Genomic DNA, 18887 nt, shown 5'->3' on the forward strand with positions numbered 1-18887 from the left:
GCACGGCCAGCGCACGCCCAATGCACGCCCAACGCCCGACCAACGAACGCCCAACCCACGCTCAATGCGCACCCGACGCGTCCCCGCCGCCGCCCCGCGCTGGCCGCGTGATCCAGATGAGGGGAATGATCAGCACGAAGATGATCGCCGACGCATAGAAGATGTCGTTGAGCCCCATCATCGCGGCCTGCGTGTTCACCGTGAAATCGAACATCGCATTCGACGTCGACGGGCTCACGTGCAGCAGCGTCTGCGTCGCGTCGATCTGCTGCGCGAACAGCGGGTTGTTCGCGTTGGCCTGCTCGGTCAGCCGCTCGTGATGCAGGATCGTGCGATTGTTCCAGGCCGTGCCCGCGATCGACGTGCCCACCGCGCCGCAAAACACGCGCACGAAATTCGACAGGCCCGCCGCCGCCGGCACTTTCGGACCCGGCTGGCCGGCGAGAATGATGGCCGTCAGCGGCACGAAGAACATCGCCATCGGGATGCCTTGCAGCAGCGTCGGCAGCACCAGGTGCCACGTGTCGATCTCGATCACGTACTTCGAGCGCATGAAGAACACGATCGCGAAGCCGACGAACGCGAGCGTCGCGATGATGCGCGCGTCCGAGCGCGGCAGCACGCGCCCCATCACGGGCGCGAGGAACACCGCGAAGATGCCGAGCGGCGCGGTCACGAGCCCGGCGTCGACGGAGCGGTAGTTCAGATACTCCTGCATCCATTGCGGCAGCAGCACGAGATTGCCGAAGAACACCGCATACGCGACGGAAATCGCGATCGTCCCGCCGAGGAAATTGCGCTGCATGAAGAGCCGCAGATCGACGACGGGATTCGGCTCCGTCAGCTCCCACACGAGGAAGAACGAGAAGCTGATCAGCGCCGTGACCGCGAGCGCGACGATCACGGGCGAGCTGAACCAGTCCAGATCCTTGCCCTTGTCGAGCATGATTTGCAGCGACGCGACCCATGTGATCAGCAGGCCGAGGCCGACGACATCGATGGGCAGCTTGCGCGTCGGCGTTTCGCGCGTGCGGTAGATCATCCACGTGACGCCCGCCGCGAAGATGCCGACGGGAATGTTGATGTAGAAGATCCACGACCACGAGTAGCTGTCGGTGATCCAGCCGCCGAGCGCCGGGCCCGCGATCGGGCCGACGGTCGCCGTCATCGCCCACAGCGAGAGTGCGCTCGACGACTTTTCCTTGGGCCACGAGTTCAGCAGAATCGCCTGCGACAGCGGAATCAGCGGACCGGCCACGGCTCCCTGAAACACGCGAGCGAGCAGCAGAATGGGCAGCGACGGCGCGACGCCGCACAGCCACGACGCAATCACGAAGCCGAGAATCGCGCCGACGAACAGCCTGATCTGCCCGAAGCGCTGCGTGAACCAGCCCGTCAGCGGAATCGACACGGCGTTCGATGCAGCGAACACCGTGATGACCCATGTGCCTTCGTCGACGGAAACGCCCAGATTGCCGGAGATCGTTGGAATCGCAACGTTGGCGATCGAAGTGTCCAGCACGTTCATGAACGTCGCGAGCGCAACGGCGAAGGTCGCGAGCGCGAGCTGCCCGCCATGCAGCGGCGGCGGAGCGGGCGGTCCTGGCGGCGGCGCGGCTGGCTTCGGTGGGGAAGGTGGGTCGTTCGATGGGTTCGGTCGGTTCGGATCGTTCGGTTCGCTCAAGCGGATCTCCGGCGGTGAACACGCGCAAGCCGTCGCGCGGCGCGGCGTTGTCGTCAGTGGCTGATGGGTGGCTGACGGGTGGCTGACGGCCCTTCATGCCGATGATAGTCGCACGCGGCAATCGGCACCCGCCGATTGCACAGCCGGGCGGGATTCATCGCGCCATCGCGGCGAGGCTGCGCGTTGTCGCGATGGCTCTCTGGTTCCCGCCTCGGGTCCACACTTTGCAAGCATGTACAGGTCCGCACTTTGCGCGTTGCGCGGAGCGGAACAGAAATGCGTTGTCCAGTGCCGCGTCGCCCGTCGATGTCAGTTGTTGGGCGCCACATACGCTTTGCACGAAACGCGCGCGAAACGTGCGCCAGATCGCGACGTGCGGCGTATGCTCCCGCCTGCGCGTGACACTGCAGCGGAAGGGCCAGCGGTGCACAGCGCGCAAGACAAAAGGATGAAGGCGATGGCCTGGGAAAGATTCGACAACGGCTGGCGGCTCGCGCCCGCCGATGGACCGGCGACGGCGCTGGTCGTGCTGCTGCACGGCGTCGGCAGCAATGCTCAGGACCTCGTTCCGCTCGCGGATTTCTGGCGTGCGGCGCTGCCGCAAGCGGCGTTCGCATCGCTCGACGGCAGCGAGCCGTTCGACGGCGGCTTCGGCGGGCGTCAGTGGTTCAGTCTGCGCGACGTCGATGAAAGCAACCGTCCGGGGCGCATCGCGCTTGCATGGCCCGCGCTGCAAAAGATGCTCGACGCCGAACTCGCGCATTGGGGCCTCGGTTACAACCAGCTTGCGCTCGTGGGCTTTTCGCAAGGCTCGATGATGTCGCTGCATCACGTGGCGACGAATCGGCAGGGCGCGGCTGTCGTGGTCGCGTTTTCAGGGCGGCTCGCGTCGCCCGTCACGACGCTCAGCGCCACGCCCGTCACGCTGATCCACGGCGAAGACGACGAAGTCATACCCGTGCAGGAAACCGAGCGCGCTGCAATCGCGCTGACGGACGCGGGCTTCGATGTCGAAGCATTCGCGCTGCCGGGTGTCGGCCATACGATTTCCGGGGACGGCGTCGAGTTGGGTCGCGAAGCGCTGGCGCGCGCGCTGACGCCGCTCGCGCGGACCTGAAAACGCCTTCATCGCAGGCACACACGAGCTTCGTCGATACGGCCGCTCACGCGGCCGCGCGATATCGTGAGTCAATATTCCTAAAGTTCGCCACGTATCTGCCGATATGCGTTTAAGGGCCGGAAAGACTTTCCGACGCACTGCCGCACCGCGCGTTCGCGGTGTGACATTTTCGCTGCCGCCTCGGCAGCTCAACACTTTTAAAAGAGCCTGACTATGGCCAGATCGCATGCGCAATCGGTTTTTGGACGCCTGTTCAGCGACTCCGTGGCGGTCGATCTCGGCACGGCCAACACGCTGATCTATACCGACGACGGCGGCATCGTGCTCAATCAGCCGTCGGTGGTGTGCTTCGACAAGCACGAGTCGGCGGCGGGGCGCAAGCGCGTCGCCCTGGTCGGTGACGAGGCCAGGCAGATGCTCGGGCGCACGCCTGTCAATCTCGAAGCGGTGCGACCGATGCGAGCTGGCGTGATCGCCAATTTCCCGGCGGCGGAACACATGATCCGGCAGTTCGTCGGCATGGCGCGTCCGCGGCCGTTCTTCGCGCGGCGCGCGTCGTTCACGCTCTGCGTGCCGTCCGGCGCGACGCAGGTCGAGCGCCGCGCGATCCGCGAGGCGGCGGCGGCGGCCGGCGCACGCAAGGTGAACCTCATCGACGAGTCGCTCGCGTCGGCCGTGGGCGCGGGCTTGCCGGTGTCGTCGGCGACGGGCTCGATGGTCGTCGATATCGGCGGCGGCACGACTGAGATAGGTGTGATCGCGCTGGGCGGCGCCGCGTACACGGGCTCGATCCGCGTCGGCGGCGACCAGTTCGACGCGGCGATCATCAAGCACGTGCGCAACAACTTCCATGTGCTGCTCGGCGAGCAGACGGCCGAGCACGTGAAGAAGACGATCGGCTCGGCGCTCGCGATCGTGCCGCCCGACACGATGCGCGCGACGGGACGCGGCATCGACGACGGCTTGCCGCGCACGGTCGAGTTGTCGACGCAGGATGTCGTCGATGCGATCGCCGCGCCGCTGCGTCAGGTGCTGGGGGCCGTGAAGGCCGCGCTGGAAAACGCGCCGCCCGAGCTCGTCACCGATATCGCGGACGCGGGCATCGTGCTGACGGGCGGCGGTGCGCTGCTCGGCAATCTCGCGCGCTACTTCAGCAACGAACTGCACATCGACGTGCGCGTCGCCGACGAACCGCTGACGTGCGCCGTGCGCGGCGCAGGCGCGGCGGCTAGCGCAGGACTGGTCGAAATGTCGGCGTACGACTGACGCAATCGTTTGACATTCTTTTGTGGCGCTTTAAAGCACTTCAAAGGGCGCTTTAAAGGCAGCTTCGAAGACCGCTTCAAAGACCGCTTCCACGCGTTTCCCGCGACGTATCCGCCAGCGGCAAACGCGCGCGAAAGCGCTGTGTGACAATGAGGCTTTATGGCGCGCGTGTCGTCGACCGCGCGCCTTTTTCATTGGCCTCTTTCAGTGACTCCAATTTCCGCATCATCGCCGCATTTCGTCGACTTGCCCAACGGCTTGCGCATGCCTTATGTCGAGCAGGGCGAGGGCGAGCTGCTGCTCTTCGTGCATGGCTCGCTGTGCGATTACCGTTACTGGGACGCGCAGCTCGCCGGCTTGTCCAAGCGCTACCGATGCGTGTCCGTGAGTCTCACGCACTACTGGCCCGCCGCCGATACGCCCGCCGCGATTCCGTTCAGCTGGAGCAGTCACGCCGATGAAGTCGCGCAGTTCGTCGAGCGGTTCGGCGCAGGCGCGGCGCATGTCGTCGGGCATTCGCGCGGCGGCTGTGTCGCGTATCACTTCGCGCGCCGTCATGCGCGCCATGTGAAGACGCTGACGCTCGCCGATCCGGGCGGGCCGCTGCAGATCGGCGACCGTGCGCCCGCGAGCCTGCCGGAGACGGTCAATGCGTTGCGGGCGCGTGCCGCGCACTTGATCGAAGAAGGCCAGGTCGATGCGGGGCTGCAACTCTTCGTCGATTCCGTCAGCCGTCCGGGCTTCTGGTCGAAGAGCACGCCGGATTTCCGGCGCATGGCGACCGACAATGCGCACACGCTCGCGCGCCAGTTTCGCGATCCGCTGCCCGCCTATACGCCCGACGATGCAATGGACGTGAAGTGTCCCGTGCTGCTGATCGACGGTGAGAAGAGCCCGTTGATGTTCCGACGCACGGCCGAAACGCTCGCTTCATGGCTGCGCGACGCGCGCCGCGAAACGGTGATGGGCGCTTCGCACGGAATGAATCTCGCGCATCCTGCCGCCTTCAACCGTTTCGTCGACGCGTTCGTTCAGTCCGCGCGTTGAAGTTTCTGACTGGTCAGTCTTTCGTGTGCGCATCGACATCGAGCGCGCGCTCGGCCGCTTCACCGACGAAGCCGCGATAGTACAGATGCACGCCGATCGCGAGCGAGTCGTGACGGATCTCGTTGAACGCCTTCCACGCCTTCACCGGCTCCTTGAACACGAGGTAATGCGCTTCCTGCGAGACGAGACGCGCGACCTGATGCAGGCCATGCCCGTGCAGACGGTCGACGAGTTCGTCGAGGCTGCGGTGCGTGCGCGCGTCCGTGCGCGGATAGAGCATGTGCAGAACCGCGACCTTTTCCGAGGCGAGTGCCGCCGATAGCGCGAGCACGATGTCCTGATGATTCAGCGCCGTGACGACGATATCGTCCGTTTCTTCTGTCGCGGGAAAGAGCGTGTCGATGTTCATGTTCATTGTGTGCATTCCTGTGTCTGACTTTAAAAGAGACCCGCCGCTCAGTGGATCTCGCGGCGGGTCAAAGACAGCATTGTGTTTTGCAGGGGAAGCTCAACACAAATCCAGTATCTCAGACGCAATTGCGTTTGGCGCCACGTGCCGGAGCAAAACATTGTTGCATTGAGCGCTCTCTCTTTCATTTGTCTGTCGGCGGAGAGCCTTTATTCCATCGTCGAGTATTGCTTGGTACGAGATTGATTGTTGCGCGAGAGCGATGCAATCAAACGGCATGCGGGCCGTAGAATGCACACGGCTGCCGGAGGCGCGAATGCGCGTGATCGCCGGCTTCGCAATGTCTCAGGAATGCAAAGTCGAAAGGAATCCCAGATGAACGTATCAACGACCAAAGCCTTGCTGTCGTTTTCGAATAGCGACGAGAAAATCGAACTGCCGGTTTATAAAGGATCGATGGGTCCCGATGTAATCGATATTCGCAAGCTCTACGGACAGACGGGCAAGTTCACTTACGATCCGGGCTTCATGTCGACGGCGTCGTGCAATTCGGCGATTACGTATATCGACGGCGACAAGGGCGAGCTGCTGTATCGCGGCTATCCGATCGACGACCTCGCGCAGAATGCGGACTTTCTGGAAACGTGCTACCTGCTGCTGAAAGGCGAATTGCCGAATGCGCAGCAAAAGAAAGAGTTCGAGGACACCGTCACGAAGCACACGATGGTTCACGAGCAGATGCACTTTTTCTTTCGTGGCTTTCGCCGCGATGCGCACCCGATGGCGATTCTCGTCGCCGCAGTCGGCGCGCTGTCGGCGTTCTATCACGACTCGCTCGACATCAACGACCCGACACATCGCGATGTTTCCGCGATCCGCATGATCGCGAAGCTGCCGACGCTGGTCGCGATGGTGTACAAGTACACGATCGGCCAGCCGTTCGTGTATCCGCGCAACGACCTGTCGTATAGCGCGAACTTCATGCAGATGATGTTCTCGAACCCGGCCGAAGAGTACAAGGTCAACGACGTGCTGGTGCGCGCGCTGGACCGCATCCTGATCCTGCATGCAGACCACGAGCAGAACGCGTCGACGTCGACGGTGCGTCTGGCCGGTTCGTCGGGCGCGAATCCGTTTGCGTGTATCGCGGCCGGTATCGCCTGTCTGTGGGGCCCGGCGCACGGCGGCGCGAACGAAGCCGCGCTCAACATGCTGGAAGAGATCGGCTCCGTCGACAACATTCCTGAGTTCATCGAGCAGGTCAAGGACAAGAACTCGGGCGTGAAGCTGATGGGCTTCGGCCACCGCGTGTACAAGAACTACGATCCGCGCGCGAAGCTGATGCGCGAAACGTGCCACGAAGTGCTGAACGAACTGGGCCTGCACGACGACCCGCTGTTCAAGCTCGCAATGGCACTGGAAAAGATCGCGCTGGAAGACGAGTACTTCGTGTCGCGCAAGCTGTACCCGAACGTCGATTTCTATTCGGGCATCGTGCAGCGCGCGCTGGGCATCCCGACTGCGATGTTCACGTGCATCTTTGCATTGGCGCGTACGGTCGGCTGGATTGCGCAGTGGAACGAAATGATCGCCGATCCCGAGCAGAAGATCGGCCGTCCGCGGCAGCTCTTCGTCGGCGAGACGCCGCGTGACGCGAAGCCGATCGCACGCCGTTAAGTCGCCGTTAAGCCGCTGTTACGCGTCCGTCAGTTATCGAAGCTTGCTTTTGAACGCCGCTATCCGCGGCATCGTCTGAAAGCGCAGGCGCCGTTTCCGCAAGAGGGAAACGGCGCCTGTTTTCATTCGGGCACTGCATTCGATATCTGCAGATATCGGCAGGATGGCGAATCAATTCCTTTGCGTTCGTCCCGCGCACGGTGAACGCATGCCGGCGCATCGAGCCATTTCACGCATCGACAGCACGACCCGTGCCATGTGCGCCGCTCGACTCACGCTTCGCGCATTACACGAAAAAATCATGAGGATCGGGGCACCCGCCGCGCTATCCTCTGTCCTAATTGCGCGAACCCTCTACAATCGGAACGAAGCCACTAGCACAGGAGCATGCTGATGCAGGATCCAGAAGCACTCGGCGGACTGACCCATCAGGGCGGCGTGGAGTATCGCGGCGACGACCCCGACAGCGCGTTCATCGCGCCGGAAAATCTGAACGTCGCCGCCGCGACGCAGCATGTGCTGAAGTCGGGCGGCACGTTCATCGTCAACGATCCGCTCGGCGATGTCACGGGGCACGACGACGGCCTGTTCGTCAACGATACCCGCGTGCTGTCGCAGTTGCGTTTGACATTCGGCGGCCGCGCGCCGTCGCTGCTGTCGGGCAGCGTCAGCAGCGACAACACGTCATTCACCGCGCATCTGACCAACCGTCCACTGCCGCCGCTCGGCGGCGCCAGCACGCCGGAAGGCGTGATTCACGTCGAACGCGTGCGCGTGCTGTCGGGCACGGTGATGAACGAAGCGATCGAGCTGACCAATTACGGCACGACGGATGCCGTCGTGCCGCTGTCCATTTCGTTCGCGGGCGACTTTCGCGACATGTTCGAAGTGCGCGGCCTGAAGCGCGACCGTGGAGGCACGATCGAAACGCCGCGCGTGCACAAGAACGAAGTGTTGCTCGGCTATGTGGGTCTCGACGACGTCGCGCGCCGCGTGCGCGTCGCGTTTTCGCCGATGCCCGACAAGCTGCTCGCGGGCCGAGCCGATTACTCGGTGAATCTGCCGGCGCAGGCATGCGTGTCGATCTATCTGTCGGTGGCCGTGCAGGTCGAGGCGCACAAGGGCGCGCCCGACGTCAACGTGCCGCAATCGACGCATACCGTCACCGAGCTTCACGTGTCGCAGATCGATGCGGCGCGGCCGCGCGTGGGCCGCTCGGCCGTGCGCGCGGCGCTCGTCGATGCGCACCTGGTGATGCGCGAGCGGCGCCGCGCATCGGCGCGCGTGCGCTCGAGCAATCCGCTTTTCAACGCATGGATCGACCGCTCGCAGGCGGACCTCAATCTGCTGACGACGGATCTCGCGACGGGGCCGTATCCGTATGCGGGCATTCCGTGGTTCTCGACGCCGTTCGGGCGCGACGCCGTCATCACGTCGTTGCAGACGCTGTGGCTGCAGCCGGCTCTCGCGCGCGGCGTGCTGCGCTTTCTCGCCGAGCATCAGGCGAAGGAGGACTCTGCGTTCCGCGATGCCGCCGTCGGCAAGATCATGCACGAAATGCGCCGCAGCGAAATGGCGGCGACGGGCGAGGTGCCGTTCGCGCTGTACTACGGCGGTGTCGACACGACGCCGCTGTTCATCGTGCTCGCGGGCGCGTACGTTGCACGCACGGGCGACACGACGCTCGTCGACGAACTGTGGCCGGCGCTCGAACGCGCGACGAAGTGGGTCGCGGCCGTGTGCGACCGCAACCGCTACGGGCTGCTCGATTATCAGCGCGCGTCGGACAGCGGCCTTGCGAACCAGGGCTGGAAGGACAGCCACGATTCCGTCTTTCACGCGGACGGACGCTATCCCGACGGGCCCATCGCGCTCGTCGAAGTGCAGGCCTATGCGAGCGCCGCGTTCGACACGATGGCGCACTTCGCGACGCTGCGCGGCCAGGCCGAGGAGGCCAAGCGCTATTTGGAGCGCGCAATGGCCATACGCGCGTGCGTCGAAGACAAGTACTGGATGGACGACACGAACTTCTACGGCATCGCGCTCGACGGCAAGGGCGATCTGTGCCGCGTGCTCGCGTCGAATGCGGGGCATCTGCTTGCGTTCGGCTTGCCGTCGCGCGAGCGCGGCGAAGCGGTGGCGCGTGCGCTGGAGTCGGCGCTCTTTCATACGGGCTGGGGCGTGCGCACATTGGCGGCGGGCCAGCCGCGCTTCAATCCGATGGCGTATCACAACGGCTCGGTCTGGCCGCACGACAACGCAATCTGTGCGCGTGGCCTCGCGCGCTACGGCAACAAGGCGGCCGCCGTGCGTCTGTTGCAGGCGCTCTTTCAGGCGGCCGTCAATTTCGACATGCGGCTGCCGGAGCTGTTCTGCGGCTTTCCGCGCCGCCGTGGCGAGCCGCCGACGGCATACCCCGTCGCGTGTCTGCCGCAAGCGTGGGCAGCCGGTTCGCCGTTCATGATGCTCGAAGCGTGCCTGGGCGTGACGATCGACGCGGCGCGGCGCGAAGTGCTGATCGAGCAGCCGATGCTGCCCGAAGGCATCGACTGGATCGAGATCAGCGATCTGCGCGTCGGCGATTCGTCGGTGTCGATCACGTTCCGGCGCGTCGCGGGCAAGGTCGTGGCGTCGGCGGAGCAGGGGGACGTGCGGGTGATCGCGCTGTTGTAAGCCGCTGCCTTTCAACCTTCTTCGACGGAGCGTGAGCATGCCGCAAAACGTCTACGTCGTGTTCAAGGGCGCGCTGAAACTGGGCGTGCCCTTTCTCGACGGCTACAAAGGCGACCCGCACTATGTGATCGTGGTCGATGACACGAAAGGGGGCGACTTCGAGATCGTCACCAATGTGAAGTCCGATAGTTCGCTCACGGGTCCCGCCGGATACCACGTGCTCTACGCGTGGAATCAGTATTTCGATCATCCGATGATCGCCGATCTCGCGAAGCTGCCACTCGGCCTCACGCAGACGGCATTTCCGAAGCTGGACTACGTGCACGACACGCGCCTCGTCGATCTCACGACGATGCGCCCGATCACGCTCGATACGCAGAGCGAGCACAACGACATCAACGCGCTCGTCAACGGGATGTTGCAGCTCGATATGTCGGCGGCGCCCGTCGACTATGTGTATCGGAGCAAGAGCGGCAGCGATAAACGGCGCGGCTGGAGGCCGACGAAGAATGTCAGCGTGTACGGCTTCGGCTTTCTGTTCGAGCCGGAGCAGGACGGCTTGCACGAAACGCACATGAATCAGGGCAATCCGAAGCCGCAGCCGGGCAGCCACGTGAGGGACCATACGTCGGAGAACGGGACCTTCCAGGACGGCGCAGTGCTGGTCGAAGTGGATGAGCGGTTTCAGGCGCTCTTCGTCGCGTTCCAGACGCAGCTCGTGCCGACCGACAACCGGGGCTGGCCGATCCCCGGCACGTCGCATCCGATTCTCGGCTAACGGCACGCCGACGTGCCCATCGCTGCACGATACTGACACAGTGCTAAGCTTGCAAACGCGTTCAGCGTAATTTCAGGGGCGGCTTCGCGCTTGTGCCGGTTTCATCCGACGAGTGCCGGCCAGCGCAGCAGCCCACGGGAGAAGCTCATGGCGGCACGCTCGATTGCATCGTTGTCCCTCTCGTTCGGCCTCGTGTCGATTCCTGTGCGGCTCTATTCCGCGACCGAAAGCGGGTCGGACGTGCGCTTCAATATGCTCGCGCCCGACGGTTCCCGCGTGAAGCAGCAATACATCTCGGAGACGACAGGCGCCGTCGTCGAGCGCTCGTCGATGAAGAAGGGCTACGAGTTCGAGAAGGACCGCTTCGTCGTCTTCACCGCCGACGAACTGAAGGCGCTCGAAGAAAGCGCGAGCCACGTCGTCGAGATCGTGGCCTTCATTCCGGAGAAGTCGGTCGATCCCGTCTACTACGACAAGGCGTATTACATCGCGCCCGACAAGCGCGGCGGCAAGCCCTATAGCCTGTTGCAACAGGCGCTCGCGGAGAGCGGCCGCTGCGCGCTGGCGAAGTGGGCGTTCAAGGGCAAGACGCGCATCGTCCAGGTGCGGCCCGCCGAAGACGGCCTCGTGTTCCAGCAACTGCTGTTCGCGGACGAAGTGCGCTCGCTGAAGGACCTGAACATCGAGCACGTGAGCGTCAGCGCGTCCGAACTGAAGCTCGCGATGCAGATCATCGAGCAGGGCGCCGAGGACCACTACGACGCGAGTGCATACGAGGACGAGGAGAAAAAGCGCATCCTCGCGGCCATCGACAGGAAGATCGAAGGCCAGCAGGTCGTCTCCGCCGAGCGCGCGGATGTGCCCGAGCCGGGCGGCGAAGTGATCGACCTGATGGAAGCATTGCGCGCGAGCCTGAAAGGCGGGACGAGAACCAAGGCCGCTGCCGCGTCGGCGAGTCCGTCTGAGAGCCAGTCCGCGAGCCCGCAAAAGCGCAAGGCCGCTGAGCCCGTGACCGACATCGCCGCCGCGCCGAGAACGCGCAAGCCTGCCGCGCGCGCGGCGAAAGCACCCGCAGCCGAAGTGCCCACCAAGGTTCGGGCGCGCAAGTGACGAGAGCAGATGCGGCGCATAGCCTGTCGATGCGCGAGCTGGAATCGATGCTGGGCGTGTCGCGGCGAGTCGTCTCGGGACTCGTCGACGCGGGCTTCGTGACGCCGACGCGCGGGCCGCGCAACGCGCTGCGCTTCACGTTTCAGGATGTCGTGCTGCTGAGGACGGCGCTTCAGTTGCGCGCATCGAATATTCCTCCGCGCAAGATCGTGCAGGCGTTGCAGCGCCTCAGGTCCGAGCTGCCGGACGCGTTGCCGCTGTCGGGCATTCGCGTCACGGCCGTCGGCAACGAGATCGTCGTGCGGACGGGGCCGTCGCAATGGGACGCGATAACGGGCCAGCACCTGCTCGACTTCGAAGTGGCGCAGATCAAGGGCGACGTCGTGTTTCTGGAATCGTCGCCGCAACCGCAGGACGCCGCGCGCGAAGCCGACGAGTGGTACGGCCTCGCGGGCCAATTGATGACATCGGATGCGAAAGGCGCGGAGCAGGCGTATAGAAAGGCGATAGCGCTTTCGCCGGAACCGTTTTATGCCGCGTACGTCGATCTCGGCGCGCTGCTGTGCGAAAGCGAAGCGCGCTGCGAAGACGCGCTGCGCGTATTCGACGACGCGCTGTCTCATTTCCCCGAAGACGCCGTGCTGCATTTCAATCGCGCGGTGGCGCTAGAGGGACTGGATCGGCTCGCGGATGCCGGGCGAAGCTACGAGCGTTGTCTCGAACTCGATCCGTCTTACGCGGATGCGCACCACAATCTCGCCATTCTTCTCGACGGTCTCGGCGATCAGCAGGGCTTGCTGCGGCATCTGAATGCGTATCGGCGGTTGACCAACTAGCGCGCCTGTCTGCGCCAATCTTTGAGCACGTCCGTTCAGTTGATTGTCGATTGGCGAGCGTCCAAAAAGGCGTAGACTTTCCGCTTACGCACGCAGAACCAGTGTGCGAGAAACGCCTGCGCGGGCTCTCTTGTTCGCCATGCGCACGGGTTGATTTCGGTGCAACGGTACGCACGTAGTGAAGACAGGAATAGAGGTCCACAACCCATGCTGAAACCCGAATTCAACGACGCGGACAGTGCGCGTCCGGAACTGCTTTGCTTCCTTGTCGCGATTGCGGCGGCTTCACATGCGCTTACACAGGAATGGCGTGTCGATCATGTCGTCGAATGCTGTCGTCGCTGGCTGAGGAAGAACGATGTGAAGATGCACTGGCTCGATCGGGTCAGGATCGGGCAACTCGCGCTGAAAATCGCAAGCGAGGACCTGCTCGACGCGGGTATTGCCGTGCGTCTTTCCAGCGTGAACGCGCTCTTCACGAGCGAAATGGAATTGAACGAGGCGAGCACGATGGTGCAGCGAATGATGTCGCTGTGCCAGGAAGCGCTCTGATCGACCAGCGTCGATACCGTTTTTCAAACACAGCATTGCAATACCGATAGCTGATCGCAAGACGTCCACCGTTCATACTCGACACATTTGCGGCGCCGCATCGGGCGCGCGCGACGGGAGCCCAGTGTAGAGGTTGTTGTGAACGATATCGGAATGAATGAGGCACAACCGTGGCGCGCCTGCCTGACCATGCACGGGCTGACCATGGCGGCAACGAGGCTCGTGAAATGGGCGGTCCTGTTCGCCATCGCGCCGTTGCTGATGCAGGCCTGCTCCACTTCGAGTCCAGTCGTCACGGAAGCGGCCAACCCGGGACGATATTCCCTTCACGCGACGGCCGCTGGCGGCAGCGTCGCGTGGGCGAGATCGCACAAGGCTGTCATGCAGAGCGCGACAGATTTCTGTCAGCAACGCGGGCAGATGCTCAGCGTCGTTTCCGAGTCTTCGAAGGGTGTGCGGGCACTCGAAGAACATGAGACGGAACTCACGTTCGAATGTCACTCGCGGTTTTGAATTGCGGTTCTGGATTCAAGTCGCGCTGATTCGCGGTGGTCCACGCGCGCAAACCCAACAGGCTCGCGGCGCAATGGAAACGACAGGAGCTCGATTTCCATCGTCGTCTCCTGAATGCGCTGAACGCAGAGAACATTCAGCGGTTTATGGGTGAGACAACGATACCGCTGTGCTGCATAGAAAGATTGCACGTTAGCGCAACGCGTATTGCCTGCCAGTGCAATCGATTCACCAACGACAAAGCCCGCCAGAGAGGCGGGCTTTGTCAGGCAGCGGTACTGGTGCAGCAGTGACGAAAGTATTTATCCGCGCTCAGCCGGTTCTCTGTTCAGCATGCTCTTCGGAATAGACAGAATCAGCACGCAACTGACGAGCAGGCAGGCGCCAAGCGCATACGTGCCGTTGTTGATGTTGCCCGTCAGGTCTTTCGCCACGCTCGTAATCATCGAGCCGGTAAAGCCCGACAGGTTGCCGACGGAGTTGATCAGCGCGATGCCTGCCGCTGCCGCCGTGCCCGAGAGAATCTGCCCGGGGAAGGTCCAGTAAATCGGCATCAGGCCGAGGATCGCGCAGGTCGCGATCGTCAGGAACAGAATCGACAGCGGCACGTTGTTCGCGAAGAGCGCGCTCAGAATCAGGCCGACGCCGCCGATGCACGCGGGAATCGCCGCGTGCATCCGACGCTCGCCCGTCTTGCGCGAGTGCGCCGCATTCCAGATCATCGCGACCACTGCGCTGAGATACGGAATGGCCGTCAGCAAGCCGATGTTAAAAGTGCTTTTCACGCCCGACGCCTTGATGATCGACGGCAGCCAGAACGCGAGGCCATAGAAGCCGGTGTTGAACGTCAACAGGATGAAAGTTAGCAGCCACACGCGCGGGCTCTTGAGCGCCGCTGCAACGCTATGTGTCTTTTTCGCGCTTTCCTGTTCGATATTTCTTTGCAACAGGGCCTTTTCGGAAGCAGTCAGCCATTTCGCCGATTGAATGCCGTCGCCCATCCGGAACAGCACCACGAATGCAACGAGGATCGAAGGAATGCCTTCGAGCAGAAGCATCCATTGCCAACCGCCCAGGCCGAACACACCGTGTGTGTTCTCCATCAGCCATCCGGAAACGATGCCGCCCAGCGTCAGGCTCACGGGAATGGCAATGAGGAACCCCGACATCGCGATGCTTTGACGGCGGGCCGGGAACCAGTAGTTCATGTAGAGGATGATGCCCGGGAAGAAGCCAGCCTCGCAGACGCCCAGCAGGAAGCGAAGGATATAGAACATCGTCGAGGTCTCGACGTGGAAGAAGCTCGCCAGCGGCGAAATGAAGGCGAGCGACGACGAAACGATACCCCATGTCACCATGATGCGAGCGATCCAGAAACGCGCTCCATAGCGGTGAAGAAGCAGGTTGCTCGGCATCTCGAAGAAGAAGTATCCCCAGAAGAAGATGCTTGCACCGACGGCATAGACGCCGTCGCTCAGTCCGAGCGAGTCGAGCATCTGCAATTTTGCAAAGCCGACATTGACGCGATCCAGGTAGGCGACGACGTAGCACAGAAGCAGCAACGGCAAGATACGCTTCAGTACCTTGCGGTAAAGCAGTTCTTCAGTCTCATCGACAGCGACGGGTGAAGCCGCGGCCTGAGTAACGGTGGGCATAGGGTTGTCTCCTTTTGCATATGCCGTGCGCGGTCCCGTTCGAAAGGGAGCCCGCTCACTGTATTGCGTGGTGGATTGCCGGCGCGGCAAATCGCGCCTCGAATCGTAGTTACCGGTAACATCTCGAATCGCAATTATCGGTGCGCGAAAATGTTATCGGTAACGAAGTTAGCACGAGGAGGCATCGCAGAGCAAGCCAGGGGAATCTACCGAGGTGGTGGATGACATCTGTGTGGCATGTGACTGTAACGCCCGTCGCACGCGGCATCACACGGGTATTTCTCATGAGAGCGCGTAAGCTAGACGAGGTGCACCGACCCGGCACGGCGTGATAATATCGAAAGATGTTACCGATAACAAACATGTGAATCCGACGGCAAGGAGACACGCGCGGTGCCACCCGACGGGCGTCGGCGCGGTCCGTAATACAAGGCGATAGTGACCGACACATCGCCAGCACATCGAACAATGGAGTACAACGCAATGACCCAGCCCAACACACGGCGCCTGCGCAGCCAGGAATGGTTCGATGATCCGGCCCATGCCGACATGACCGCGCTCTATGTCGAGCGCTTCATGAACTATGGCCTCACGCGCGAGGAGTTGCAGTCGGGCCGTCCCATCATCGGCATCGCGCAGACGGGCAGCGACCTCGCGCCCTGCAACCGGCACCACATCGAACTCGCCGCGCGGACCAAGGCGGGCATTCGCGACGCGGGCGGCATTCCGATGGAGTTTCCTGTTCATCCGCTCGCCGAGCAGAGCCGCCGGCCCACGGCCGCGCTCGACCGCAATCTTGCGTATCTCGGTCTCGTTGAAATCCTGCATGGATTTCCGCTCGACGGCGTCGTCCTGACGACGGGTTGCGACAAGACCACGCCCGCGTGTCTGATGGCCGCCGCGACGGTCGACATGCCCGCGATCGTGTTGTCAGGCGGGCCGATGCTGGACGGCTGGCATCACGGCAAGCGTGTCGGCTCGGGCACGGTGATCTGGCATGCGCGCAATCTCCTTGCAGCGGGTGAGATCGATTACGAAGGCTTCATGGAACTCACGACGGCATCGTCGCCTTCCATCGGCCACTGCAATACGATGGGCACGGCGCTGTCGATGAACAGTCTCGCGGAAGCGCTCGGCATGTCGTTGCCCGGCTGCGCGAGCATTCCCGCCGCCTATCGTGAGCGAGGCCAGATGGCGTACGCGACGGGCAAGCGCATCGTCGATCTCGTGCGCGAAGACGTGCGCCCATCGCAAGTCATGACGAAAGAGGCATTCGAGAACGCGATCGTCGTTGCGTCGGCGCTGGGTGCGTCCACCAACTGTCCGCCGCACCTGATTGCAATCGCGCGGCACATGGGCGTCGAGCTGAGCCTCGACGACTGGCAACGCGTCGGCGAGCAGGTGCCGCTCATCGTCAATTGCATGCCGGCCGGCGAGTATCTGGGCGAGAGCTTCCATCGGGCGGGCGGCGTGCCTGCCGTGCTGCGCGAACTCGACCGCGCGGGGCTCGTGCATCGCGAGTGCCTGACGGTGTCGGGCCGCACGATCGGCGCGATCGCAGACGGCACGCCCGAGCCGGACCGCGACGTCATCAAGAGCACGGACGAACCGCTCAAGCATGGAGCGGGATTCATGGTGCTGTCGGGCAACTTCTTCGATAGCGCGATCATGAAGATGTCGGTGGTCGGCGATGCATTCAGGCAAACCTATTTGAGCGAGCCCGGCGCGCAGAACACGTTCGAGGCGCGCGCCATTGTGTTCGATGGTCCCGAGGACTATCACGCGCGCATCAACGATCCGTCGCTGAACATCGACCAGCATTGCATTCTCGTGATTCGCGGTGCGGGCACGGTCGGCTATCCGGGCAGCGCGGAAGTCGTCAACATGGCGCCGCCCGCGGAACTGGTGCGCAAAGGCATCACGTCACTGCCGACGATGGGCGACGGCCGGCAGAGCGGGACATCGGCGAGTCCGTCGATCCTCAACATGTCGCCCGAAGCGGCGGTGGGCGGCGGCCTTGCGCTGCTGCAAACGGGCGACCGTATTCGCGTCGATCTGAATGCGCGCAGCGTCGACGTGCTCGTCGACGAAGAAGAACTCGAGCGGCGCCGCGCAAGCGCGAGCTTCGAGATTCCGCAGGCGCAGACGCCCTGGCAGGCGTTGTATCGGCAGACTGTGGGGCAACTGTCGACGGGCGGCTGCCTCGAGCCCGCGACCCTTTATCTGAAAGTCATTGCCGAGCGCGGCAACCCGCGGCACTCGCATTGAACGGGATGCGGCTGGCTCGATGCGTTCATGCCCATGCCAGCCCTTATCGAATCAGCGGCCCATAGAAACGAACTGGAGACATTCCGCACCATGACCTCATCATCCGCATCGGCGTATCTTCCCGATGACATTCAGCGGGCGCTGCTCGTCGGCCGCGTATGGCGTAAAGCGGGGGCGCACGAAGGGCCTTCCGTCGTGCTCGTTCGCAACGGCGAAGTGCTCGATATCACAGCTAGCGTTCCGACAACGGCGGACCTGTTCGATCGCGACGACATCGTTCAATTCGCGCGTACCGTGAGCGGCGAGTCGCTAGGCTCCGTCGACAAGCTGATCGAAGCCAATCTTCTGCACGGTACGGAAGAACCCGCACTGCGGCTGCTCGCACCCAACGACGTGCAGGCGATCAAGGCATGCGGGGTCACGTTTGCGGTGAGCCTCATCGAGCGCGTCATCGAAGAGCAGTCGGGCGGCGATCCGGCAAAAGCGCAAGACGTCCGCGAAACGATCGCCGCGACGATCGGCACGGATCTGTCGAAAATCAAGCCGGGCTCTGACGCGGCGATGAAGCTCAAGGCGGAACTCGAGCGGCGCGGCGCATGGTCCCAGTACATGGAAGTGGGCATCGGGCCCGATGCCGAAGTGTTCTCGAAGTCGCAGCCGATGTCGGCCGTCGGCTTCGGCGCGGACATCGGATTGCTGCCTGCGTCGAACTGGAATAACCCCGAGCCCGAGATCGTTCTCGCAGTCAACAGCCGTGGCGAGATTGCCGGCGCGACGCTCGGCAACGACGTCAATCTGCGCGACATCGAAGGCCGGTCGGCCTTGCTGCTCGGCAAGTGCAAGGACAACAACGCGTCGTGTGCGATTGGCCCGTTCGTGCGTCTGTTCGACGAATCGTTCGATCTCGACTCGGTGCGCAAGGCCAGCGTGTCGCTGCGTGTCGAGGGCGCGGATGACGGCTTTCTTCTCGATGGCGTCAGCCATATGAGCGAGATCAGCCGCGATCCGGCCGATCTCGTCGCGCAGACATGCGGACGCCATCATCAGTATCCCGACGGCTTCATGCTGTTTCTCGGCACGATGTTCTCGCCGATCAAGGACCGCGACACGCAAGGCGGCGGCTTCACGCATCATCTCGGCGACAAGGTCACGATCTCGACGCCGCAACTCGGCGCGTTGATCAATACGGTGCAGTTGAGCACTGAGATCGCGCCTTGGACCTTCGGCGTGCGCGCGCTCTATCGCAACCTCGTCTCGCGCGGATTGCTCCAGGCGATCGCGCGTGCCGACCATCGATAA

Annotated in this window: 15 protein-coding genes; 12 read left to right on the forward strand and 3 right to left on the reverse strand. The window is 63.2% G+C overall.

Translation table 11 applies throughout. From position 1 onward, the window contains the following. Nucleotides 1-61: 61 nt before the first annotated feature. Nucleotides 62-1684, reverse strand: coding sequence for a DHA2 family efflux MFS transporter permease subunit (locus VSR68_RS19205; protein ID WP_342941344.1), 1623 nt, complete (start codon nt 1682-1684; stop codon nt 62-64). A gap of 457 nt (nt 1685-2141) precedes the next feature. Here VSR68_RS19205 and VSR68_RS19210 point away from each other — a divergent pair, with 457 nt between their 5' ends. The 3 genes from VSR68_RS19210 (at nt 2142) to VSR68_RS19220 (ending at nt 5117) form a co-directional block, all read left to right on the forward strand. After that, a complete protein-coding gene (locus VSR68_RS19210) occupies nt 2142-2801 on the forward strand; it encodes an alpha/beta hydrolase (RefSeq protein WP_342941345.1) in 660 nt (219 codons plus the stop codon). 216 nt (nt 2802-3017) lie between these two features. Beyond that, nucleotides 3018-4070, forward strand: a complete 1053-nt coding sequence (locus VSR68_RS19215) for a rod shape-determining protein (RefSeq protein ID WP_342941346.1) — start codon at nt 3018-3020, stop codon at nt 4068-4070. A gap of 264 nt (nt 4071-4334) precedes the next feature. After that, complete coding sequence (locus VSR68_RS19220; protein WP_342941559.1) at nt 4335-5117, forward strand: alpha/beta hydrolase; 783 nt, start codon at nt 4335-4337, stop codon at nt 5115-5117. A gap of 13 nt (nt 5118-5130) precedes the next feature. Here VSR68_RS19220 and VSR68_RS19225 read toward each other — a convergent pair whose 3' ends face one another. Further along, entirely contained in the window at nt 5131-5532 is a 402-nt protein-coding gene (locus tag VSR68_RS19225) for a hypothetical protein (RefSeq protein ID WP_342941347.1), read from the reverse strand. 369 nt (nt 5533-5901) lie between these two features. On the opposite strand from VSR68_RS19225, the gene gltA reads away from it, so the two are divergent. From gltA to VSR68_RS19260, 7 genes are all read left to right on the forward strand, one after another. Continuing rightward, the gene (gltA, locus tag VSR68_RS19230; protein WP_342941348.1) at nt 5902-7203 is read left to right on the forward strand and encodes a citrate synthase; all 1302 of its coding nucleotides are present in this window, start codon (nt 5902-5904) and stop codon (nt 7201-7203) included. Nucleotides 7204-7596: 393 nt separating this feature from the next. Continuing rightward, nucleotides 7597-9876 (forward strand): amylo-alpha-1,6-glucosidase, encoded by a 2280-nt coding sequence (locus VSR68_RS19235; protein WP_342941349.1) that lies wholly within the window; start codon nt 7597-7599, stop codon nt 9874-9876. Between the two features lie 37 nt (nt 9877-9913). Next, nucleotides 9914-10654: a YukJ family protein gene (locus VSR68_RS19240; protein WP_342941350.1), complete on the forward strand. Its 741-nt coding sequence runs from the start codon at nt 9914-9916 to the stop codon at nt 10652-10654. Between the two features lie 147 nt (nt 10655-10801). After that, entirely contained in the window at nt 10802-11764 is a 963-nt protein-coding gene (locus VSR68_RS19245) for a Ku protein (RefSeq protein ID WP_342941351.1), read from the forward strand. After that, on the forward strand, nt 11761-12600 hold the full coding sequence (locus tag VSR68_RS19250) for a tetratricopeptide repeat protein (protein ID WP_342941352.1): 840 nt from the start codon (nt 11761-11763) through the stop codon (nt 12598-12600). The genes VSR68_RS19245 and VSR68_RS19250 overlap by 4 nt, the downstream gene beginning before the upstream one ends. Nucleotides 12601-12807: 207 nt before the next feature. Next, a complete protein-coding gene (locus tag VSR68_RS19255) occupies nt 12808-13152 on the forward strand; it encodes a hypothetical protein (RefSeq protein ID WP_342941353.1) in 345 nt (114 codons plus the stop codon). Nucleotides 13153-13305: 153 nt separating this feature from the next. Further along, nucleotides 13306-13665 carry a hypothetical protein gene (locus tag VSR68_RS19260; protein WP_342941354.1) on the forward strand — a complete coding sequence of 120 codons (360 nt, stop codon included), beginning with the start codon at nt 13306-13308 and terminating at the stop codon, nt 13663-13665. Between the two features lie 302 nt (nt 13666-13967). On the opposite strand, the gene VSR68_RS19265 is transcribed toward VSR68_RS19260, so the two are convergent. After that, a complete protein-coding gene (locus tag VSR68_RS19265) occupies nt 13968-15320 on the reverse strand; it encodes an MFS transporter (protein ID WP_342941355.1) in 1353 nt (450 codons plus the stop codon). 483 nt (nt 15321-15803) lie between these two features. On the opposite strand from VSR68_RS19265, the gene VSR68_RS19270 reads away from it, so the two are divergent. Next, nucleotides 15804-17588 (forward strand): IlvD/Edd family dehydratase, encoded by a 1785-nt coding sequence (locus VSR68_RS19270; protein WP_342941356.1) that lies wholly within the window; start codon nt 15804-15806, stop codon nt 17586-17588. 90 nt (nt 17589-17678) lie between these two features. Further along, a complete protein-coding gene (locus tag VSR68_RS19275) occupies nt 17679-18887 on the forward strand; it encodes a fumarylacetoacetate hydrolase family protein (protein WP_342941357.1) in 1209 nt (402 codons plus the stop codon).

Source organism: Paraburkholderia phymatum (genome assembly GCF_038900715.1).
In the GTDB taxonomy this organism is placed as follows: Bacteria; Pseudomonadota; Gammaproteobacteria; order Burkholderiales; family Burkholderiaceae; genus Paraburkholderia; species Paraburkholderia phymatum_A.